The 21,917-nt window shown below is 37.7% G+C and carries 18 protein-coding genes, 1 rRNA gene and 1 pseudogene; 15 read left to right on the top strand and 5 right to left on the bottom strand.

Annotated features, from left to right (window positions below; translation table 11 throughout):
• The first annotated feature begins 18 nt into the window (after window positions 1-18).
• From fabL to JOC76_RS00080, 5 genes are all read left to right on the top strand, one after another.
• Window positions 19-768 carry an enoyl-[acyl-carrier-protein] reductase FabL gene (gene fabL, locus JOC76_RS00100; RefSeq protein ID WP_205175102.1) on the top strand — a complete coding sequence of 250 codons (750 nt, stop codon included), beginning with the start codon at window positions 19-21 and terminating at the stop codon, window positions 766-768.
• Between the two features lie 76 nt (window positions 769-844).
• Window positions 845-1,156 (top strand): gamma-type small acid-soluble spore protein, encoded by a 312-nt coding sequence (locus JOC76_RS00095; protein WP_205175674.1) that lies wholly within the window; start codon window positions 845-847, stop codon window positions 1,154-1,156.
• 322 nt (window positions 1,157-1,478) lie between these two features.
• Window positions 1,479-1,736 carry a YgaB family protein gene (locus JOC76_RS00090; RefSeq protein ID WP_205175100.1) on the top strand — a complete coding sequence of 86 codons (258 nt, stop codon included), beginning with the start codon at window positions 1,479-1,481 and terminating at the stop codon, window positions 1,734-1,736.
• Window positions 1,737-1,931: 195 nt separating this feature from the next.
• On the top strand, window positions 1,932-2,462 hold the full coding sequence (gene ntdP, locus JOC76_RS00085; protein WP_205175672.1) for a nucleoside tri-diphosphate phosphatase: 531 nt from the start codon (window positions 1,932-1,934) through the stop codon (window positions 2,460-2,462).
• An 86-nt stretch (window positions 2,463-2,548) separates the two neighbouring features.
• A complete protein-coding gene (locus tag JOC76_RS00080) occupies window positions 2,549-4,315 on the top strand; it encodes an ABC transporter ATP-binding protein (protein ID WP_205175098.1) in 1,767 nt (588 codons plus the stop codon).
• A 55-nt stretch (window positions 4,316-4,370) separates the two neighbouring features.
• Here JOC76_RS00080 and JOC76_RS00075 read toward each other — a convergent pair whose 3' ends face one another.
• The 3 genes from JOC76_RS00075 to JOC76_RS00065 form a co-directional block, all read right to left on the bottom strand.
• On the bottom strand, window positions 4,371-5,441 hold the full coding sequence (locus tag JOC76_RS00075) for an FUSC family protein (RefSeq protein WP_205175096.1): 1,071 nt from the start codon (window positions 5,439-5,441) through the stop codon (window positions 4,371-4,373).
• A gap of 356 nt (window positions 5,442-5,797) precedes the next feature.
• Complete coding sequence (locus JOC76_RS00070; RefSeq protein ID WP_205175094.1) at window positions 5,798-10,267, bottom strand: glutamate synthase-related protein; 4,470 nt, start codon at window positions 10,265-10,267, stop codon at window positions 5,798-5,800.
• A gap of 317 nt (window positions 10,268-10,584) precedes the next feature.
• Window positions 10,585-11,880 carry a glutamate-1-semialdehyde 2,1-aminomutase gene (locus tag JOC76_RS00065; protein ID WP_205175093.1) on the bottom strand — a complete coding sequence of 432 codons (1,296 nt, stop codon included), beginning with the start codon at window positions 11,878-11,880 and terminating at the stop codon, window positions 10,585-10,587.
• Window positions 11,881-12,046: 166 nt separating this feature from the next.
• On the opposite strand from JOC76_RS00065, the gene JOC76_RS00060 reads away from it, so the two are divergent.
• The 6 genes and pseudogenes from JOC76_RS00060 (at window position 12,047) to JOC76_RS00035 (ending at window position 16,672) form a co-directional block, all read left to right on the top strand.
• A complete protein-coding gene (locus JOC76_RS00060) occupies window positions 12,047-13,063 on the top strand; it encodes an ABC transporter ATP-binding protein (protein WP_205175092.1) in 1,017 nt (338 codons plus the stop codon).
• On the top strand, window positions 13,056-13,847 hold the full coding sequence (locus JOC76_RS00055) for an ABC transporter permease (RefSeq protein WP_205175091.1): 792 nt from the start codon (window positions 13,056-13,058) through the stop codon (window positions 13,845-13,847). The genes JOC76_RS00060 and JOC76_RS00055 overlap by 8 nt, the downstream gene beginning before the upstream one ends.
• Window positions 13,848-13,850: 3 nt before the next feature.
• A complete protein-coding gene (locus JOC76_RS00050) occupies window positions 13,851-14,636 on the top strand; it encodes an ABC transporter permease (RefSeq protein WP_205175090.1) in 786 nt (261 codons plus the stop codon).
• A 110-nt stretch (window positions 14,637-14,746) separates the two neighbouring features.
• Window positions 14,747-15,136, top strand: a complete 390-nt coding sequence (locus tag JOC76_RS00045) for an ion channel (RefSeq protein WP_239557448.1) — start codon at window positions 14,747-14,749, stop codon at window positions 15,134-15,136.
• A 90-nt stretch (window positions 15,137-15,226) separates the two neighbouring features.
• The gene (gene bcp, locus JOC76_RS00040; RefSeq protein WP_205175089.1) at window positions 15,227-15,697 is read left to right on the top strand and encodes a thioredoxin-dependent thiol peroxidase; all 471 of its coding nucleotides are present in this window, start codon (window positions 15,227-15,229) and stop codon (window positions 15,695-15,697) included.
• A gap of 116 nt (window positions 15,698-15,813) precedes the next feature.
• Window positions 15,814-16,672, top strand: a pseudogene (locus JOC76_RS00035) (manganese catalase family protein).
• 58 nt (window positions 16,673-16,730) lie between these two features.
• Here JOC76_RS00035 and JOC76_RS00030 read toward each other — a convergent pair.
• A complete protein-coding gene (locus JOC76_RS00030; RefSeq protein WP_205175088.1) occupies window positions 16,731-18,398 on the bottom strand; it encodes a ribonuclease J in 1,668 nt (555 codons plus the stop codon).
• Window positions 18,399-18,739: 341 nt separating this feature from the next.
• Here JOC76_RS00030 and JOC76_RS00025 point away from each other — a divergent pair, with 341 nt between their 5' ends.
• Together JOC76_RS00025 and perR are read left to right on the top strand one after the other, a co-directional pair.
• Window positions 18,740-19,294: a cob(I)yrinic acid a,c-diamide adenosyltransferase gene (locus JOC76_RS00025; protein WP_205175086.1), complete on the top strand. Its 555-nt coding sequence runs from the start codon at window positions 18,740-18,742 to the stop codon at window positions 19,292-19,294.
• 106 nt (window positions 19,295-19,400) lie between these two features.
• On the top strand, window positions 19,401-19,838 hold the full coding sequence (gene perR / locus JOC76_RS00020; RefSeq protein WP_205175084.1) for a peroxide-responsive transcriptional repressor PerR: 438 nt from the start codon (window positions 19,401-19,403) through the stop codon (window positions 19,836-19,838).
• Between the two features lie 77 nt (window positions 19,839-19,915).
• Here the strand turns inward: perR and JOC76_RS00015 are convergent, their stop codons facing one another.
• On the bottom strand, window positions 19,916-20,260 hold the full coding sequence (locus JOC76_RS00015) for a YgzB family protein (protein ID WP_205175081.1): 345 nt from the start codon (window positions 20,258-20,260) through the stop codon (window positions 19,916-19,918).
• A 145-nt stretch (window positions 20,261-20,405) separates the two neighbouring features.
• Here JOC76_RS00015 and JOC76_RS00010 point away from each other — a divergent pair, with 145 nt between their 5' ends.
• Both JOC76_RS00010 and JOC76_RS00005 read left to right on the top strand, forming a co-directional pair.
• Window positions 20,406-21,272: a nucleotidyltransferase-like protein gene (locus JOC76_RS00010; protein WP_205175079.1), complete on the top strand. Its 867-nt coding sequence runs from the start codon at window positions 20,406-20,408 to the stop codon at window positions 21,270-21,272.
• A 280-nt stretch (window positions 21,273-21,552) separates the two neighbouring features.
• Window positions 21,553-21,917 (top strand): 16S ribosomal RNA (locus JOC76_RS00005); the annotation flags it as partial.

The raw sequence follows: 21,917 nt of genomic DNA, 5'->3' as shown, positions 1-21,917 counted from the left end.
TAGAAGGGAAATTTAAGAATGACACAAAAAGTAGCACTTATTACAGGTAGCAGTAGAGGGATTGGCAAGGCAACGGCCCTTCGTTTAGCAGAAGCAGGCTATGATATTGTGATTAACTATGCACGTAGTAAAAAGTCCGCCCTCGAGGTTGCAGAACAAATAGAAGCAATGGGCAGGAAAGTATTAATTGTGAAAGCCAATGTTGGTGACGTAGCAAAAATTAAAGATATGTTTTCCCAAATTGATCAAGAATTTGGCCGATTAGATGTTTTTGTTAATAATGCTGCATCTGGAGTCCAGCGCCCAGTTATGGAGTTAGAGGAGTCGCACTGGGACTGGACATTAAATATTAATAGCAAGGCTTTGTTATTTTGTGCACAAGAAGCAGCAAAGCTAATGGAAAGAAACGGCGGCGGAAAAATTGTTAGCATTAGTTCGCTTGGATCCATTCGTTATTTGGAAAATTATACAGTAGTTGGTGTTTCAAAAGCTGCTCTGGAAGCTTTAACTAGGTACTTAGCAGTTGAATTAGCACCAAAAAATATTATTGTTAATGCTGTTTCTGGCGGAGCTGTCGATACCGAGGCGTTAAAACATTTTCCTAACAGAGAAGAATTGTTGCAGGAAGCAAAGGAAAAGACTCCTGCTGGGAGAATGGTGGAAATTGATGATATGGTAAATAGTGTCATGTTCCTCTTATCTGATGAATCCAGTATGATTAGAGGACAAACGATCATTGTTGATGGTGGAATTTCGTTACTTGTTTAAAAAATTTTTTTAAAATAATTTTTGGGGATATTCTCCACGAAGCAGGGACATATTAAATTTCGTGGAGGTGATAAATATGGCAAACTTTAATCAACAGCCAAACAAAACTTCAGCAGGTACAAACATCCAAGAAGTAAGACAACAGAATGCTCAATCTGCACAAGGAAGTTCTTCTTTTGGAACTGAATTTGCAAGCGAGACTAATGCTGCTGAAGTAAGAAAACAAAACGCTCAATCAGCTGGTTTTGCTGGAGCTGGCGCTACTGGTGCTGCTGGTCAATTCGGAACTGAATTCGCTAGCGAAACTAACGCTTCTGAAGTAAGACAACAAAACCAACAATCTCAAGCTCGTAAGAACCAAGGCAGCGGTCAATTCGGCCAAAGCTAATAGAAAATACTTAAAAGGAGGCACTCTTTTTCGAAGGAGTGTCTTCTTTCATTTAGGAGCTTCCGCTTTTCTTCTTGTCCAGCTCCAGGGCCCAGCGGCTAGTGTCCTTCAAGCATCTCTCTACGATAAGTCAACACGAAAAAGCTTGTGCTCTTCGTGTTTCCTTTATCTCAGTCGATGCTCTCCAGGCCATACGCCGCTTAACGGGCGCTTCCGCTTTTCGAATTCGACAAAACTTCCTTATTGTCTACATAAATAGTCAAAGGGAAAATACAGTTGTTCAAGAATACATATAAATAGCAAAAATAAGGCGGTGAGGGAAGTGGATCATTTTAACCGATTAGTTTCCGAACAGATGGTGACAATGGAAAAATTACTATATCTACAAGGAGAACTAGAGCGGTGCCAACTTATCGAAGAAGAGCTTCAGATGCTGCAAAATGAAACGAATCTAGAGAGCATCCAAAGCGATATTAAGTCCATGAAAAAAGAGCTAAAAGAGATACAACAAATTTTTGAAACACAGACGGAGGAGCTCATTAACTCTTATCGGGAAATGAACTTTACCCCTTCTTTGTAATTTTTGATACAAAATTAACAAAAAAATACACATTTTTTTACAAAGAGCCAGTGAATTCTGGCTCTTTTGTTTTAAATTCTTGTCTTAACCGTTATAATAATAGAAAATAGGAATTTTACTTTGTTACCTGTAGTCGATATTTAAATGGTTAAGAACTAGGTTTCAAAGCGTTCAGAAATGAAGGTAGGGGAGAAAATGGTCGTACCCATCGAAGGTGAACCAATGCAAATACATAGCTATAAACACAATGGGCACATCCATCGCGTCTGGGAAGAAACAACAGTATTAAAAGGGTCTCAGAATTTAGTGATAGGCGGAAATGACCGGACACTTGTGACAGAATCAGATGGCAGAACATGGATAACTAGAGAGCCAGCGATTTGTTATTTCCACTCTCAATACTGGTTCAACGTAATTGGTATGCTTCGTGAAGATGGCATTCACTATTATTGTAATATTAGTTCACCATTTATTTTCGATGGTGAAGCACTTAAGTATATTGATTATGATTTAGATATTAAAGTGTTTCCAGATATGACCTTTAACTTACTAGACGAAGATGAGTATGAACGTCATCGGCGTGAGATGAATTATCCAGATGTCATTGATAAAATATTAAAAAGAAATGTTGACAAATTAATTCAAATGATACGGCAGCGCAACGGTCCTTTTGCACCTGATTTTATAGACATTTGGTATGAGCGTTATTTAACTTACAGACGTTAGATTATTTCCTCTGTAAAAAGAACCTGTTGTTCAGAGAACAACAGGTTCTATCTGTTTTTGTAACATACCAAAGAGGAGGGGATTGTTTGACCAGTATTCGCAGATACCTTCAATTTGTTAAGCCTTATCGTATTCAGATTATATGGACCATCATCATTGGGATTATAAAATTTTCTATCCCGCTGATTATTCCTATGCTAATCAAGTATGTGGTTGATGATATTATTGGGAATAAGGGACTCGCTCAAGATGAGAAACTTCATAAACTACTGTTAATGATGGGAGTCATGGTTGTTGTATTCGTCTTTTTAAGACCACCGATTGAATATTATCGTCAGTATTTTGCTCAATGGACCTCGAGTAAAATTTTATATGATATTCGTGACCAAATGTACACCCATATTCAAAAGCTTAGCTTCCGCTATTTTTCCAATAACCGTGCTGGAGAAATTATTTCTCGTGTGATCAATGATGTAGAGCAGACTAAGACCTTTGTTACATCAGGATTAATGAATCTTTGGCTTGATATCGCAACGATTGTACTTGCGCTTGTCTTTATGTTTTATATGAATGTGAAATTAACGGTCATTTCCATATTATTATTCCCTCTCTATGCCTTCTCAGTGCGTTACTTTTTTGGAAATCTTCGAACATTAACAAGAACACGTTCTCAAGCCCTTGCCGAAGTACAAAGCTATTTGCATGAGAGAGTTCAGGGAATGTCGGTAATCAAGAGCTTTGCAATTGAAGAGTTTGAGCAAACGCAGTTTGATAAACAAAATAAAAATTTCTTAGAAAAGGCATTAAAGCATACTAGCTGGAACGCTAAGTCTTTTGCAGCTGTAAACACGATTACAGATATCGCCCCGTTAATCGTTATTGGTTACTCAGCCTACTTAGTTATTCAGCATCAATTATCACTTGGAACAATGGTTGCTTTTTTTGCTTATATTGATAGACTCTATAATCCCTTAAGAAGACTTGTGAACTCATCCACTACGATTACTCAATCCTTTGCTTCCATGGACCGGGTGTTTGAATTTCTTGATGAGAAATATGACATCGTCGATGAACCGAATGCTCGGGATTTAGGAGAGGTAAAAGGTGATATTTCATTTGATCATGTTTCCTTTGCATATGAAAATAATGGTGAGTTGGTCTTAAAAGATATCCATTTAGATGTAAAAAAGGGGGAAACAATCGCCCTTGTTGGGATGAGTGGAGGAGGAAAATCAACGTTCGTCAGTCTTATACCCCGATTCTATGATGTAACAAAAGGGAGAATAACCTTGGATGGAGTTGATATTCGGCAATTTAAAGTACAAACCTTAAGAGATAAAATTGGTGTTGTGTTTCAAGATAATATATTGTTTAGTGAATCGGTTAAAAATAATATTTTATTAGGAAATCCTAATGCATCTGAGGAAGAGGTGTACCAGGCAGCCAAAGCGGCAAATGCTCATGATTTTATCCTAAATCTGTCAGATGGATACAACACGAAAGTTGGAGAACGCGGGGTAAAGCTTTCAGGAGGTCAGAAGCAACGTGTGGCTATTGCCAGGGTATTTTTAAAGAATCCCCCTTTATTGATCCTAGATGAAGCTACATCCGCCTTAGACTTAGAAAGCGAGCATCTAATCCAAGAATCTCTGGAGGCTTTAGCAAAGAAAAGGACTACCTTTATTGTTGCCCATCGCTTGTCGACAATTACCCATGCAAATCGGATTGTTCTAATTGAGCATGGACAAATTGTTGAGATTGGGACACATGAGGAACTAATGGCAAAGAAGGGAAATTACTATAAGCTATTCCAAGTCCAACAGCTTGAAAATAAAGAGCAAGCATCAGTATAGGTAAAAAAACATAAATATATAAATAGACCCCGGGCAATTGCTCGGGGTCTTGTTGTTATTCAGATACTTCAACGGATACTTCATTTTGATGATAGATGTGAAAGCTTGTAATGAGAGTATCAAGATGTTCTACCTGTTCTCCGTAGTCTATAATGGTGGCAATAATTTGCATGGAATGATATAAATGCGGATTATCTTGCCCATCATTTTCTCTTACATGCTTTAAATAGAAATCAAATAACTCCTTTTTATTAATGCAATTTGTTTCTTTGACATTAGATGGAGGAGTAGGAATTTTTCCAATAAATCGGAGTAAAACTTGTTCATGATGATAAATTAAACTATCTAACTGGTCTTGGATAGACTGCTTAAAGGTCTCAGGCAGCTGTAGAAGCTCATTTTCAAAGCGATGCAGCCTTTTTAAAGTATCCAGGGCTTTTTTCGCCGTCACATTCAATTGACGATAAATAACTAACTTTCGTGATTTCTCAAGTTTGACTTTCTTAAAATAACTACGTTCTTCTTTATACATTGTATACAATTGCTCCATGGAATGGATGCTTTCTTTAAAAATCTTAATATCCGTTTTGAGCAATTGGTGGTCATAGTCATGTCTGGTACTTAACCGAATCCACTTAATAATCTCCTCCGTAGTCTGAACAATTTTAAAGTAAAGTTTAGTTTCATACCTTGGCGGCATAAAAATAAGATTTACCAAAAAGGCAGAAAACACTCCAATCATAATCGTCGAGAAACGGATCCCAGCAAATTGAATAAAATTACCACTTTGCGTCTCCATGATGGAAATTAAGGTTACGAGTGACAATCCAATGGTATTCTCAAGTTTAAGCTTAAGATTAAGACTAATAACAACGATAGCAGCGAGACCAATAACAATGATGTGATTTCCTAAAAGTAGAACAAAAATGACCGCAAACAATGCTCCGATAATATTTCCTTGAATCTGTTCAATAATAGTCAAATAGGAACGATATATCGTTGGTTGAATCGCAAAGATTGCAGCAATCCCGGCAAAGACAGGGGAGGGTGAATGCAGCACCTGACCTAAGAAAAGGGATAAGGCAATGGCTATTCCCGTTTTTAAAATGCGGGCACCTAACTTCATCTCAACTAATTTCCTTTCAAATGTTCATTTGTCAGTTCAATGAATAACAAATATGTACTATACAATGTTTACTCCATATAATCAAGAGATATTATCATAATTTATATATTTAGTATATATAAAAAAAATGTAAAAAACGCCCACTTTAATCAGCGGACGTTTTTTACATTTTTTAAGCATATAGTTATAATAATCAACTTTGAGAAATGTCCAGCTTCAGCACCCAGCGGCTAATGTCCTTCGTGCTTCTTCCTACGATAAGTCAACATCGAATCGACTCGAGCTCCGTGTTTCCTTTATCTCAGTCGAATCACTCCAGGCCATACGCCGCTAAACGGGTGCTTACGCTTTTCTAATCACTCAGTTGAAACAGATGGATCTGCCTGCTCTTTAACAGGTAGGATTTGCACAAAGTGATTTTCTGGGTTTTCTAATAGTTTTTGAAGATCATTAGCTTCTTCAGATTGCCCATTTTGCGCAAGTAATTCAGTATATTTGCCTAATAATTCGTTAATATCCTTTTTACCATTTTCGTTTAGGTTCACCACAGATACTTTTGCACCTTTTGCAACACGGCGAGTTATAGCATCCTTAGTTAGACCCATCTCAGGCTGGTGTCGAACATATACTACACCACCGGTCATACCTGCACAAATCCATGGACCTGGGTCACCAAGAACAAGACCGCGGCCATTTGTCATATATTCAAAGGCAAAACCTTTAATATTTGCATTTGCACCGACATTTCCAGCCTCTTTTTCTGGGATAGGTTTCTTAAGTGATCCACCAATAATTAAATCTGCTCCAGAAAGACGGATTCCCGCACGTGCATCAGCATTTCCCTGAGCAACAAGGAGACCTTTTTGAGCTCCATATCCGAATCCTTTACCTACTGAACCATTTAAATAACGGCCATTTTTTCCTTTAGATTTGAGGACGTGAATATTACCGCCGAAGGATGTTTTTCCGACACCGTCTTGACCACCACCATTGACAGTAATCTCAATACCTTCAGAGTTATATGCACCTAAGCCGTTACCTGGAATTGAGCCTTCCTTATACTTGAGTTGAACTGGTGTTAATTGCTTATAGGAACCGTCTAATCTGCCGCGTACGCGGTGGCATGATACACGGCTTCCTAATACTCGTTGTTCGGATGTTACACTTAAGAATTCGCGAGATGAATGTAGTTCATCAACACTAGAATCAAGATATTCTGCACCAGCTGCAACTTGCATTTGAACTTCCTCTAATGACTTGGAAGCTTCAACTTTAGCAAATTGGCTAATTTCAAGTGGTTTTAATAGGTATGATAGGTTAAGTTGATCTTCACCTTTAATTTGTTCAAGTAATTCTGAATGCCCTACAGCATCTTGTAAATTTTTAATTCCTAATGATGCAGCAAGTGCTTTTAATTCCGTACCAAAAGCAGTAAATAGATTCATAATTCCTTGAACAGCTAAATCTAATTGTCTAGGAACAAAACGACGAAGACCGTGTTCTTTTGCTTGTGCTTCTGATTCGATTTGAGTTGCAATACCCACGTGGCAAGTGTCCAAATGACAGCCACGGCAAGTTGTACAGCCAATAGAAAGCATTGCTAATGTACCGAAGCCAACCCGGTTAGCACCTAAAAGCATAAGTTTGATTACATCCATTGCACTCTTTACGCCGCCATCTGCCCAAATTTCAACCTTATGGCGAAGTCCGCTTTCTAAAAGGGCGTTATGTGCTGCCTTTACCCCAATTTCAACTGGTAGGCCAACATATTGAAGGGCATGGATTCTCGCAGCGCCTGTACCGCCATCAAATCCGCTTAGTGTAATGATATCTGCACCTGCTTTTGCAATACCAACGGCAATTGTACCAATATTAGGGACGACAGGGACTTTTACTGCAATCTTAGCTTGGTCATTCGCTGTTTTTAATTCCAAAATCATTTGAGCCAAATCTTCAATCGAATAGATATCATGGTTATTGGATGGCGAAATTAAATCAGAACCAAGTGTTGCGTTACGAGCTGCAGCAACCTTTGCAGTAACTTTTGATCCAGGCAAGTGTCCACCTTCACCAGGTTTTGCACCTTGACCAATCTTAATTTCTAATAGATTGGAAGAGTTTAACAGTTCGGCATTTACCCCGAATCGTCCTGAGGCGATTTGTTGTCCTCTTGTCTTTGGATATTTACCAAGCATATCCTTAATTTCGCCGCCTTCACCATTCAAACTCACCATGTTCAAACGATTTGCACCTTCGGCATATGCTCTAAATGCAATTTCGTTCTGTGAGCCAAATGACATCGATGAAATTAAGAAAGGTAAATCATGTTCTCCAACACGAAGCTCGACATCTTCTGGTGATAGGGCTTTATTGCTCTTTTTAAGTTGAACCAGATGGCGAATAGTGGTTGGGTTTTGCTCCTCTTGCTCAGTGATTTTATCGCGATATACACTGTAGTCACCAGTGGAAGCCACCTCACCAATTGCTTTCCAGATGCGTGGGAAGAGGTGGAATGTTTTGCCAACTCTTTCTTTTTCACTCTGGTAATCTGCAGCTCTTTTGATTGCGTCCTGCTTCATGGCTTCAAAATCCATCTTGATTTCACTTGAACCAAAGAAGTTTACAATATTTAATAATTTGGCAACTTCTTCATGTAATCCAATGCTCGAATATAGTCTGCCGTATCCACGCAGCTCGTGAATACCAATGGTAGAAATAACTTTTTCTAAACCTTTTGTTAAGGCACTATATAGGTTTGTTAATGGTTTTGTCATTTCATCTTGAACCGTTAAGAACATGTAATATGGGCTAATTAAATCTGCACCTAAACCAAAAACAGTAATAATATCATGAAGTGAGCGAATCGCAGCAGAGCGTAATACTAAAGAACAATCTCTTCTTAATTCCGCTTTTACTAATGCTTGATCAATAGCTGAAGTAGCTAAATGCGGATCAATCCAGTACGAATCCTCTTGGTGTGCTTTTGCATCATCTAGAATAAGCAAACTTTTACCTGCATGAACGGCTTGAACGGCTTCATTTGCAAGTCTTGCTAATGCGTCGTCCAAATTCTCACTGCCTGCAAAGGTTGTAGAAATGAAAGCAGCTAATTTCTGTTCTTGAAAATGTTGAACTACTTGATCAAAGCTTGGCTGTCCCAATTCCTCTGCACATACGAATCCAGCTTTTCCTTCCAATAATAATGGAGTAGTAAGCTCGATAACAGCATTTGCTTTCTCAGCTGCAAATAACACTGGACGTTTTCCAATAATGACACGGGTAGAGAAGTGCTCAGTTTCACGATCACGGTCAATCGCTGGATTTGTTACAACCGCTACACTTTCTTTAATATAATCAGCGATATTTACACGCTCTGGATTAAGGGCAGCAAGTGGAGCATCGTGCCCTAATGAACGAATAGGCTCGACACCTTTTTCGGCCATTTGCTCAATTAATTGGATATGGTCACGTTCCCAGCCAAAAGCCTTGTATTGTCCATTATGGATTTTATCTGGATAACTCATGGTAATCGTTTTGTTAAATGTAGGAGCCTGCAAACGCGCTCTTGACTCACTGATTGCTAAACGATCATTGTAACGACTGTATACTTCGTTTTGGTAACGGCTATACTCGTAAACTTCTAATGTCTCTCCGTTCCATTTAAAACCAACCTTTTCACCAGGTGCTAATGGTTTAGGATCATTTACATATTCACTTGAAGGAATAATTCCTGGTTCGGAAGAGAATAGATAAGAGCTTTCAGTCTCAAGCATCCATAATGGACGTAAACCTAAAGCATCTACACTAAATACAGCCTCATCACCATGACGAGAAATAATACCTGCTGGTCCTTGAGCAAAATGACCCCATGCTTCACGAAGATACGTATATAGATCTTGAAGATGCTCAGGATATGCTTTGATTTCATTAACGATAGGCGGAAATAACAAATCCATTGTTTCAAATAAAGTGTATCCATCACGGCAGATTAAAGTCTCCATTGTACGACTTAAATCCTGTGAGTCACTTCCATCTTTAACAAGCGGAACACCTATCATTCTTGCTTCGTCACGCAGCTTGGCAATGGTATTAATTTCACCATTATGTCCTAGGACGCTAAAAGGCTGCACACGGAAAAAGCTTGATAGTGTGTTGGTAGAATAACGATTATGACCTAGTGTCATGGTTGAAGCGACAAGCGGACTTGCTAGGTCATGATAGTATCGAGGTAAAATATCTCCAGCACCCATAACTTTATATACCACATGATGTTGACTTAAAGAGGCAACATGCACGTGCTCATTGGTTTCAATATCTATAAGAGCATCAAAGAGATTCTTGCTGAGATCCTGGTCTTTCTTTGCAGATACACAAGCGAATTGCCAAAACACAGGGTTTTCTTGAATGGCAATGGGACCGAGGGCAGATGAATCTGTCACTTCATTAGTTTCAAAAACTAAAGTTAACTCGTATGTTTCTAATTTCTTTTGTAATTCTTGTTTAGTAGATTCCCAGTTAACTTTTTGGCTGATAAACACATGTCCGACGGCAAAATCTTCTTGATCAACAAGGTTTGGATCAAGGTTGGCATCACTTAATTTTTCCTTCCAAAGCTTGATTGGAATATCCATATGGATTCCAACGCCATCGCCTTCGCCATTAATAAAGCCTGCACGATGATTCATCGTCACAAGGGCCTCTATACAGTCAAAAATATTTTTTCTAGTCGGGATTTTGCTTTTTTCAAGACAAGCAACAATTCCACAAGCATCATGTTCTTGCTTATGGAAATCTTTAAACAGGGAAGGGGTCCAGTTTTGTGACATGATTAATGGCTTTATCGGTTAACCGTTAAAGCCGCTTCACCTCCTATGGCTCTATATATTTAATAATCTACTGAATTTAGAAATAGCTTTAACTCTATAATATTAAAAGATGTAAAAAATTTAAAAACAAATAATACCCTAATATTATCACAAGAATTTTCAGAAATCAAATAAATATGCAAAAATTTGGATAAAAAAGCGCGCTGAAAAATATGCAAATCTAGGAAGAAACAGGTTGATGTAACCGTTTTCAGGTGTATTTAAATTAGAAAAAGGGAGTAATTAACTCTCCCTTTTGTGCATGAAAAAATGTATAATTATTCGTTCTTGAGTGAAGAAAATGCATTCCTTACTGCGTGTAATGTGGCTTCAATATCCTCTTCTGTATGTGCAATGGTTAAGAACCATGCTTCATATTTTGAAGGAGCAAGATTAATTCCTTGATGAAGCATCAGTTTGAAAAATTTAGCGAACATTTGCCCATCGGTGTTTTCTGCCTGCTCATAGTTTTCAATCTTTTCATTTGTAAAATAAACGGTAAGGGCCCCTTTCAAACGGTTAATTGTTATTTCAATACCATTTTCCTTAGCGGCTTCTAAGATTCCATCTTCAAGCATTGCTCCTAAACGATCTAAATAATCATATACTCCATCTTGCTTTAGTACTTCTAGGCAGGCAATTCCTGAAAGGATGGAAGCCGGATTCCCAGCCATCGTTCCAGCTTGATAGGCTGCTCCAAGCGGGGCAACTTTATCCATAATTTCTTTACGTCCGCCATAGGCTCCAATTGGAAGACCACCGCCAATAATTTTTCCGAGTGCGGTTAAATCAGGTTGCACTCCTAGTAAATCTTGTGCACCGCCATACATAAAACGGAAGGCTGTAATGACTTCATCATAAATAACCAATGCACCAGCTTCATGGGTCAGGTCATTGACTTGTTGTAAGAAGCCTGGTTTTGGTTCAACAATACCGAAGTTTCCGACGATTGGTTCAACTAATACAGCAGCAATTTGGTCTCCCCATTTTTCTAATGCTTGTTTGAAGGGTTCAATGTCATTGAAAGGAACTGTAATGACTTCTTGGGCAATACTTTTTGGAACTCCAGCAGAATCTGGAGTTCCTAATGTGGATGGGCCTGAACCTGCTGCAACAAGCACAAGGTCTGAATGACCATGATAGCAGCCTGCAAATTTAATAATTTTATCACGTCCTGTATGGGCACGTGCAACACGAATAGTGGACATGACTGCCTCTGTTCCCGAATTAACAAAACGAACTTTATCTAAAGAAGGAATGGCTTCCTTTAACATTTTTGCAAATTTGATTTCATGAGGGGTTGGCGTTCCATAAAGGATCCCTGTTTCCGCAGCGCGTTTAATCGCTTCCGTTATATGTGGGTGAGCATGACCAGTAATGATTGGACCATATGCTGCCAGATAGTCAATATACTGATTGCCGTCAACATCCCAAAAATAAGCACCAAGACCACGTTCCATTACGACTGGAGCACCGCCGCCAACTGCCTTATAAGACCTTGAAGGGCTGTTGACTCCGCCAACGATATGTTCTAATGCTTCATTATGTAATCTTTCAGAATTGGTAAATCGCACAATAGTTCCTCCTTATTTATGTATCTTCTTATTTTAGCACTTTTTTTGTTGACTTCTATCTGTTTTATATTTTTAGAAAATTTGTTGAAATAATGGATAGTTGTTTTATCAAAAGGATTTGGCTAAACTATTTCATTAGGGCAATTCTTCAGGAGGAATAATAATAATGGATCATGCAATTTTAGTTAATAATTTACGAAAAGAGTTTAAAGCCTACTCCAGCCGTACCGGTTTAAAAGGTGCGTTCCGGGATTTGTTTACGCGCAATTATAAAGTAGTCCCTGCGGTTAATGATATTAATTTTTCAGTTAAGCAAGGAGAAATGGTTGGCTATATTGGTGAAAACGGTGCTGGTAAATCGACAACCATTAAAATGCTAACGGGGATTTTAACACCGACATCTGGTGAAATCATGGTAAATGGGATGAATCCACATAAGGAAAGAGAAGAATTTGTACAGACTATTGGAGTGGTTTTTGGACAGCGTTCCCAATTATGGTGGGATATTGCGGTGCAGGAATCATTCCGATTGTTGAAAAAAGTCTATAAAGTTTCGGATGAGCAGTATGACCAGCACATGAACCATGTGATAAGAACATTAGATATTGAACCACTCTTAGACAAGCCCGTTCGCAAGCTATCACTTGGTCAAAGAATGCGATGTGAACTAGCTGCTGCCTTAATTCATAACCCACCACTTCTTTTTTTAGATGAACCGACCATTGGTTTAGATGTTTTAGTAAAGTTGAAAATTCGTGAATTTTTAAAGGAAATAAACGAGAAATACAACACGACTATACTTTTGACTACCCATGATCTTTCAGATATTGAAGCATTATGTGAGCGAGTTATCATGTTAGATGAAGGCAAAGTCATTTATGATGGGGGATTAAGGGAACTGAGAGAAAAATGGGCCGATCAAAAAGAATTACAGTTCCAATTCCTTGAAACAGTTGATATTCCAGCTGTACGAAAAATTACTAACGGACTGCCTGTGGTGTGGAATATGGATGAAAAAGAACACACTTTTACAGCGACAGTAGAGGACCGTGATGAATTAATTTCACAGGTGATTGCAGAAATTGTTGCTGCGTTTAAAATTAAAGATGTAAAAATAAACGAGACTTCGACAGAAGAAATCATTCGAAATATTTATGAAAAGGGTGCTGTGGAAGTTGGATAAATATATAGAAATGATTAGAATCCGATTTCTAATGATGCTTGCATACCGTACTGATTATTATACCGGGATTCTCATCTATAGTATTAATATAGGTGCGTACTATTTTCTTTGGACTGCCATTTATGGAGGAAAAGAACAAATCCAAGGACTTTCTGTCGTTCAGATGACAACCTATGTAGCTGTTTCTTGGATGGCAAGGGCTTTTTATTTTAATAATATTGACCGTGAGATGGCTCAAGAAATAATGGACGGAAAAGTAGCAGTTGAATTAATCAGACCATACAATTATCTGGGAATGAAAACGATGCAGGGTTTGGGGGAAGGGATTTTCAGACTATTTTTCTTTTCAACTCCAGGGCTAATCATTGTTTACTTTGTTTTCCCGATACAGTTTACTTGGGATTTAGGTGTTTGGGGCTTATTTGCCATTTCCATTTTATTAAGTTTTTTCATTAATACAGAGCTAAATTTGTTAACTGGAATAACGACCTTCTTCTTATATAATAATGCCGGATTGATTCGTGCAAAGCGAGTGGTCATCGATTTGTTTTCCGGACTTCTACTGCCAATTAGTTTCTTTCCAGGTTGGGCTCAAACCATAATGGGGTTTTTGCCTTTTCAAGGGATCAGTTATATCCCAAGTATGATTTTTACCAAAGGATTTTCACACGATCAGGCACTGGCAGCCATCGGTCAACAATTCATTTGGGTTTTCGTCTTAATTTTACCGATACAACTGCTTTGGCATATAGCGAAAAAACAGTTGATTATTCAAGGAGGGTAATCTGTGTTTTATTTTTCCATGTTTTTTCAATATATCTCTCAATATTTAAAAACAAGATTTCAATACAGGGCTGATCTTTTTGTGGAGTTTTTCTCGGATTTGCTTTCCCAAGCCATTAATCTTGTATTTATATTAGTTGTATTTGGACATACCCATTTATTGCATGGATGGAATAAGGAAGAAATTATATTTATCTATGGTTTTTTCTTAGTCCCATTTGCGGTTTTTTCAACCTTTTTTAATATTTGGGATTTTAATGAACGCTATATCGTTAAGGGTGAACTGGACCGAATTTTGACAAGGCCTATACATAGTCTATTCCAAATTGTCCTAGAAAGAATTGAACTTGAATCCCTCTTAGGAGCAATAACTGGAATTGCTGTTATGTTTTATGCCGGCAGCAGGCTCCATTTAGACGTTGATTGGTATGATCCGTTTTTGTTTATTCTTTTTGTCTTAGGAGGGGCACTGGTTTATGGCGGTGTCTTTATAATGCTGGCTTGCATAAGCTTTTGGGCCGATGCCAGGACGTCGCTAATGCCGATGATGTATAATATCAGCAATTATGGAAGGTATCCAGTTAATATCTATAATCAATTAATTCGATTTGTTTTAACATGGATTTTACCATTTGCTTTTGTAGGTGTGTACCCAGCAGCTTTCTTTTTAGAAAAACAAGAATGGTACTGGTATTCTTTTTTAACACCTGTTATTGGTGTTGTATTCTTTATTCTCTCGATTATGCTTTGGAATCAAGGTGTAAAAAAATATCGAGGAGCTGGGAATTAATTACCTTTATGAATATTTTAAGTGTGACCGGGCAGCTCCCCGGTTTTTTGATATTTTAATGTCCAAGCCCGCATAGAAATAGAGTAAGTAGCATTTCTAGGGGTGGTTCTTTGTTCTATTTTTTACTGCCAATCGTCATATTTTGTATTTTTATGAGCTTGCGAACATTATTCATTCCGAATACGCTTAAGGGGAAATTTGTCTCGGTTGAGAATTTCTTATATTTAGGAGCTGTCTATCTAACAATCATCATCGGTTTTGGATTAATTTACATTTTGTTTAATCTAATCGGTATGCCTTTGCTGCGTGAAATAAATTATCCTCATAAAAATATTTTCGAAACAAGCTTTTATTTTAGCGCCATGACGCTTTTTTCAGTTGGAAATGGTGATGTTTTGCCACAAGGATTAGGACGGATGGTTGCTGTTATTGAGGCCTTAATTGGCTATACACTGCCGGCTGCTTTTGTAGCTAGAGTAGTGCTGAATAAGGAAAAGTAGTCCCTTTGATATTGTTTAGTTGTGTTATCAAGTCAGATTGGTTACGCTAAGAAGATAACTAATCATTAACTAAGCAAAGGAAGAGGTAAAATGACAGTAGAAGTAGGAAATCTTGCACCTGATTTTGAATTAAAAGCAACGAATGGCGAAAATGTTAGGTTAACAGATTTTAGAGGGAAAAATGTGGTATTGTACTTCTATCCAAAAGATATGACCCCAGGGTGCACCACACAAGCATGTGATTTTCGCGATCTCCATCAAAGCTTTACAGAGTTAGATTGTGTAATCGTTGGAATCAGCCCAGATCCTCAAGACAAGCATGAAAAATTCATTGAAAAATATAGCCTGCCGTTTTTACTTCTAGTTGATGACGAACATAAGGCAGCTGAATTGTATGAAGTTTGGAAACTAAAGAAGAATTTTGGAAAAGAGTATATGGGAATTGAAAGATCAACGTTTGTTATTGATAAAGAAGGTACGTTAGCCAAAGAGTGGCGTAAGGTGAAAGTGCAAGGACATGTGGAACAAGCCTTACAGTATGTAAAAGAGAATTTAGTCTAATGTTAGTCCCCATAATTGCGTGAATATTCCTAGCTTTATTCAAATTGTTTTGGTTAAGAGAGAACAGTTTGGAAATGCTAAATAGGTATTGTAATCAACAGTTTGGGGGTTTTGTTTTGTATTTCTATAAGGAAGATTTAATTAACATGATTGTCCCTGATAAACCGGATCCAGCAGCGGCCAAGGTACTTCAAGAAGCTTTGGGCGGAAGATTCGGGGAAATGCGGACGATGATGCAATTCTTTTTCCAAAGCTCTAACTTCCGCGGAAACCAAAAGCAATATCGTGATTTAATTCGAGGAGTTTTTTTTAGAGGAAATTAGTCATGTTGAACTTGTTCAAACAACAATCAATCAACTCTTAAATGGATCAGGTGAAGAAGCGGTTGGGGCTGGAGGAAGCATGGGTGCTCCACTTGAGGAAGCCGTTAAAGAACACTCTAATCCTCATCACTTTATTATGGGAGCACAAAGCTCGCTTCCAGTGGATGCGGGAGGTAATCCTTGGACTGGAAGCTATGTTTACAGTCACGGAAACTTAGTTAGCGATTTATTGGACAATCTAGTGCTGGAATCAACAGGTGTCCTGCAAAAGTCACGTATTTATGAGATGAGTTCTAATAAGACCTTTAGAGAAACATTAGCGTTCTTGATTGTCAGAGATAACGCGCACCAAAATGCTTTTGCAAAGGCGTTAGAAACATTAGGAGTCAATTGGGGAAAACTTTTTCCTGTTCCGAATTACGATATCAATAAGTATCCAGAATGTCGTAAATACGTTGAAATGGGCTTCCATAATGCCCAATTTAATTTTAGATTGGATGAAACCCTTATTGGACAAATCTTTCAGGGACAATCTCCGAGTAGAAATGATGGCACACTTCAAGTTATTCCACCACCAGAAGGATATCCAGTTCCGGTACTTCCAGAAATGCCAAATGAACATAGTCCAGGATTATATGATTTAAATAATTAAACACATTAAAGAGGATGAATACATGTATTATGTGTTCATCCTTTTTGATTGATTACAATTATATTTCAATAATAATAGGGAGGATCATTGGTTTTCGTTTTGTTTGATTAAATAAGTATTGTCCGACTGATTTTTTAATACTTTGCTTAATTACATTCCATTGACGGATATTATCTGCCTGCATGTCATTAACAGTCTTTTTGACCAGTCGATTTACCTCTTTTAACAGTTCATCAGAGTCTCTTGCATAAACAAACCCTCGCGTAATGGTATCAGGCCCCGAAATAATCTTTCTATCTCCTTTACTAATAGTAATTACAACGACAAGCATTCCATCTTCAGAAAGTTGTTTTCTGTCACGTAATACAATGTCTCCAACATCGCCAACACCGATTCCATCTACATATGTATCCCCAGCAGGAATGGATCGGGTCTGGCGAGCTTCACCATGCCGTACATCCACGACGTCTCCATTTTTAATGATAAATGTATGCCCTTTTTCTACGCCAACTGATTCCGCTAACATTCGGTGATGGTGAAGCATGCGATGTTCACCATGGATAGGAATAAAATAAGTGGGTTTCATTAATGTCAGCATGAGTTTTAGGTCTTCCTGATAGCCGTGGCCGGAAACATGCATGCCTGTTGTACTCCCAGAACCGTAAATAACTTTAGCTCCTAGTTGAAATAAATTGTCGATAATCCGCGAAACATCCTTTTCATTTCCAGGGATTGGAGATGCGGCTAGAATTACAGTATCTCCTGGATAAATAGCGACATCACGGTAGTTTCCACTTGCTAATCGTGATAGAGCAGCCATTGGTTCGCCTTGACTTCCAGTACAGAGAATGGCTACCTTATCAGTAGGCATTTTATCAACATCAGCTGCTTCGATTAACATACCTTCAGGAATATTTAAATACCCTCTTTCGATAGCTACATTGACCACATTGACCATACTGCGACCGAGTAATGCTAACTTCCGATTTGTCCTTATAGCGGACTCAACTACCTGTTGAACCCGATTAACATTTGATGCGAAGGTAGAAATGAAAATTTTCCCTCTAGCCTTAATAAAGGCTTCATCCATATGAGCACCGACCATTTGCTCGGAAGGCGTTAGTCCTTTCCGCTCAGCATTGGTGCTTTCTGATACTAAAACTAGAACTCCTTGTTGTCCAATTTCCGCCATTTTATGTATATCTGAATATTGGTTATTAGCAGGTGTTAAATCAAATTTAAAATCACCTGTATGGACTACATTTCCTTCAGGAGTATGAAAGACAATTCCAAGACAGTCAGGAATACTGTGACTTACTTTAAAGAAGGTTATCTGTACGTGACCAAAATCCAACTTTGAATTAGAGTCTATTGTGATAAGCTTGGAGTCTCCTTTTAGTCTGTGCTCATCAATTTTTAATTCGATTAGCCCTAATGTAAATTGTGTAGCATAAATCGGTACATTTAATTTTCTTAAAAAGTAGGGAATGCCGCCAATATGGTCTTCATGACCATGTGTCACAATCATCGCTTTGATTTTGTCCCGATTGTCCTCTAGATAAGTAATATCAGGGATGATTAAATCTATTCCTAGTAAGCTTTCATCAGGGAACTTCCCACCGCAGTCAATAATAAAAATATCTTCTTCATACTGGACAACATACATATTTTTGCCGATTTCATTTATACCGCCAAGAGCGAATATGGATAAGGCGCTTTCAGTCATGATTTTTATTTCCTCCTCCAATCCTAAATACGTTTATTATTCCTAGTCTGGAGCACTTTAATGCAGGAGAAAGTCGTCTATTCTAAATGTCTTTTCAAGGGTGGATATTACATACTTTTTTCAGCCTATTTTATCAAGTAAAGGCATTTGTCCAATGCAAGAAACGTTAAATTGAATATCATTCTATTAGGGCATACCTCCTCAGATAAATTTTTTGGGTCCATAGCGACCCTTTTTTTATGTGAAAAACAATATTATGATTACAACTTTTCGAAATATAAATATAAGTGTAAGATGAAGAAAATAGTGCTTTGTTAATACTGGTATGGAGGGGGATTCAAGTGAAAATCTATACAAAAACTGGTGATAAAGGGACGACTTCTTTGATATATGGACAAAGAGTAGCGAAAGATGACATGAAAGTTGAGGCATACGGAACTTGCGATGAAGCAAACTCTGCGATTGGTCTTGCTTTAAGTTACTTGAAAAATGAAAATTTTCAAGGGAAAGCAATAATTGAAAATGAATATCATAAAATACAAACAAACCTTTTTCACGTTGGTGCCGAATTAGCTACACCAAAAGGTAAAGAAGTAAAGTGGAAACTTACTCCTTCCGATATTGAACAATTAGAAAAACAGATTGATGAATGGGATTCATTACTGCCGGGACTAACCAATTTTATTCTGCCAGGAGGGCATCCTGCAGGTGCTGCCTTCCATTTAGCAAGAACCATCGTACGCCGAGCTGAACGATGTGCTGTTTCATTAGGTGATGATGTAAATCCGCTTGTCCTAGCCTATTTAAACCGACTTTCAGATCTCTTGTTTGTTTCAGCAAGATATGTAAATAATAAATTAGGACAAAAAGAACAAACATTACATGGTAATAGTTAGTAACAAATAGTAATTATTAGATTACAATGTTGACAAAAGTACAAAAGACCTAGTAAAATTAATTATAACAATTATAATCTAATAATATTTTTTAGGAAGAAGGTGCATGACGATGAATCATTTAAAAGAAGCGTTGGATACCTTGAAAGAAACAGGTGTGCGAATTACTCCGCAACGTCATGCGATACTTGAATATTTAATAAACTCGATGTCACATCCTACTGCAGATGAAATTTATAAAGCGCTTGAAGGAAAATTCCCTAATATGAGTGTGGCAACAGTTTACAATAATCTAAGAGTATTTCGTGAAGTTGGACTTGTTAAGGAATTAACCTATGGGGACGCATCCGCTCGTTTTGATTTTGTAACCTCACATCATTACCATGTTATTTGTGAAAACTGTGGAAAAATCGTTGATTTTCATTATCCTGGTCTAGATGAAGTCGAGCATCTAGCTTCGCATGTAACTGGTTTTAAAGTTCAAAATCACCGTATGGAGATTTATGGTTCTTGTCCTGAGTGTGCTAGTAAGGAAGTACATTGATGATAACGAAAAAAGAGGATGACTTTAGCTTTATGGTTATTAAACCATAGGCTTGGGTCATCCTCTTTTTATTTACTTTACTTATGATGATTATAATCTTCATTGAATTGTTTTCCCTCGAGGTTAGGATCTAATGTTAATGGTTCACGACAATACATGCACATATCTACCCGCCCAAGCATTTTAGTAGGTTTTCCGCAGTTTGGACACATAACTTGAATAGTTTTCGTGGAAAGCATACCAATCCAGAAATAAACAATTGTACTTGCGATAATAAAAATGAGACCTAAGAGCATAAAGATGGTCATAATAACTGGTGATGTACGAAAATAAATCCCGACATACATAACAATAAATCCAATGAAGATTAAGGATAACGCAAAGGTGCGGATTTTATTGATTTTACTCGAATATTTTGCCATGTTTCTCCCTCCTAGACAAACTATACCATATTTATTTTCGAAGAAAAAATACAAAGAATGTCGAAAATTGTCTTATGTAAAAGAAGGAAATTAAGTGCCACTGTCGAAAATATAATGCTACCTAAATAAAATGGAGGAATGATGAATGGAAGACATCCTTCGGCCTATTTATCAAGAGAGGGCGAGTCAATCCAATACACTTGGAGTTTTGTTGGTTGAAAAAAAACATAAATCGGGTCATATTACTGATACATTTGATGTCATATTGTTGATAGTTGTAAAAGAAGCAGATCAGCCATTATTTATTAAACATTATACTTATGATGATGGGAAAAAGGCTGCTTTGCATATCGTAACAGAATCCCAACTACAGGAATGGCTCTTATTAGGAACAAATAGAAAAATATTTGAATGGCTCCATGAAGCAAAAATTCTATTTGATCGTAATGAATTCGTCATAAACTTAAAAACTGAGCTTCGAGATTTTCCGTTTAATGGACGAAAAATCAAAATGGGATTGGAATTTGCTAAATTAATTCGTCGGTATGTAGATGGTAAAGCGTTATTTGAGAGTGGTCAATTTCTAGATGCTTATAACCATGTTGTTCATTCTCTACATCATCTAGCCCGATTAGCTATAATAGAAAATGGTCTACATCCTGAACTTACGGTTTGGCAACAAGTAAAACAAATTGAGCCGGAAATTTATAAATTATATGTAGAACTAGTGAATAGTGAAGAAACATTAGAAAAGAGATTGGAGCTTTTGTTTCTAGCAAGTGAGTTTATGATTCATTCTAGAACAGTTATTGGTGCGGCTCATTTATTAGAAGTGTTAGGGAGAAAGGAAAAGTGGTTATTTAATGAAATTATGACTGATAATGAATTGATTCCTTACTCTGTGGATCTTGCTGTACTTATTGAATACTTAATAGAAAAACATCTTATAGAGGTAGTAAATGTAGAGACCAAAGGACATGGTGTGTTTCATCGATGTTATCGTATTGCATAATTTCTTCAAAAAGATGAAAAAAGGTATTGACCTTTATAGAAATACTTGATATATTAATAACCGTCGCTGCGAACATTCATTAAAAAATTCGTAAGTGACGGTTCAATGCTTTTTTGAAAAAAAGTGTTGACAACAGAAGTTAAGATATGTTAAATTAATAAAGTCGCTTGAAAGTGACGATGAATTGTTCTTTGAAAACTAAACAAACAAAAACGTCAACAAACAATAATATTCATTTCTTATGAAATGAAGCCAACGTAACAAAATGAGCTAATCAACTTTCTTGGAGAGTTTGATCCTGGCTCAGGACGAACGCTGGCGGCGTGCCTAATACATGCAAGTCGAGCGAATCAATAGGAGCTTGCTCCTGTTGGTTAGCGGCGGACGGGTGAGTAACACGTGGGCAACCTGCCTGTAAGACTGGGATAACACCGGGAAACCGGTGCTAATACCGGATAATTCATTCCCTCTCATGAGGGAATGTTGAAAGTCGGTTTCGGCTGACACTTACAGATGGGCCCGCGGCGCATTAGCTAGTTGGTGAGGTAACGGCTCACCAAGGCGACGATGCGTAGCCGACCTGAGAGGGTGATCGGCCACACTGGGACTGAGACACGGCCCAGACTCCTACGGGAGGCAGCAGTA

Source organism: Neobacillus cucumis, from assembly GCF_016908975.1.
In the GTDB taxonomy this organism is placed as follows: domain Bacteria; phylum Bacillota; class Bacilli; order Bacillales; family Cytobacillaceae; genus Neobacillus; species Neobacillus cucumis.
This window is presented reverse-complemented; position numbering and strand designations above follow the sequence as displayed.

Bases quoted from the DNA above. Each gene is read 5' to 3' on its own strand.
- JOC76_RS00015 (WP_205175081.1), bottom strand. From the start codon at position 20,260: ATGGCAAAATATTCGAGTAAAATCAATAAAATCCGCACCTTTGCGTTA.
- ntdP (WP_205175672.1), top strand. From the start codon at position 1,932: ATGGTCGTACCCATCGAAGGTGAACCAATGCAAATACATAGCTATAAA.
- JOC76_RS00010 (WP_205175079.1), top strand. From the start codon at position 20,406: ATGGAAGACATCCTTCGGCCTATTTATCAAGAGAGGGCGAGTCAATCC.
- JOC76_RS00075 (WP_205175096.1), bottom strand. From the start codon at position 5,441: ATGAAGTTAGGTGCCCGCATTTTAAAAACGGGAATAGCCATTGCCTTA.
- bcp (WP_205175089.1), top strand. From the start codon at position 15,227: ATGACAGTAGAAGTAGGAAATCTTGCACCTGATTTTGAATTAAAAGCA.
- JOC76_RS00070 (WP_205175094.1), bottom strand. From the start codon at position 10,267: ATGTCACAAAACTGGACCCCTTCCCTGTTTAAAGATTTCCATAAGCAA.
- JOC76_RS00095 (WP_205175674.1), top strand. From the start codon at position 845: ATGGCAAACTTTAATCAACAGCCAAACAAAACTTCAGCAGGTACAAAC.
- perR (WP_205175084.1), top strand. From the start codon at position 19,401: ATGACGATGAATCATTTAAAAGAAGCGTTGGATACCTTGAAAGAAACA.
- JOC76_RS00060 (WP_205175092.1), top strand. From the start codon at position 12,047: ATGGATCATGCAATTTTAGTTAATAATTTACGAAAAGAGTTTAAAGCC.
- JOC76_RS00030 (WP_205175088.1), bottom strand. From the start codon at position 18,398: ATGACTGAAAGCGCCTTATCCATATTCGCTCTTGGCGGTATAAATGAA.
- fabL (WP_205175102.1), top strand. From the start codon at position 19: ATGACACAAAAAGTAGCACTTATTACAGGTAGCAGTAGAGGGATTGGC.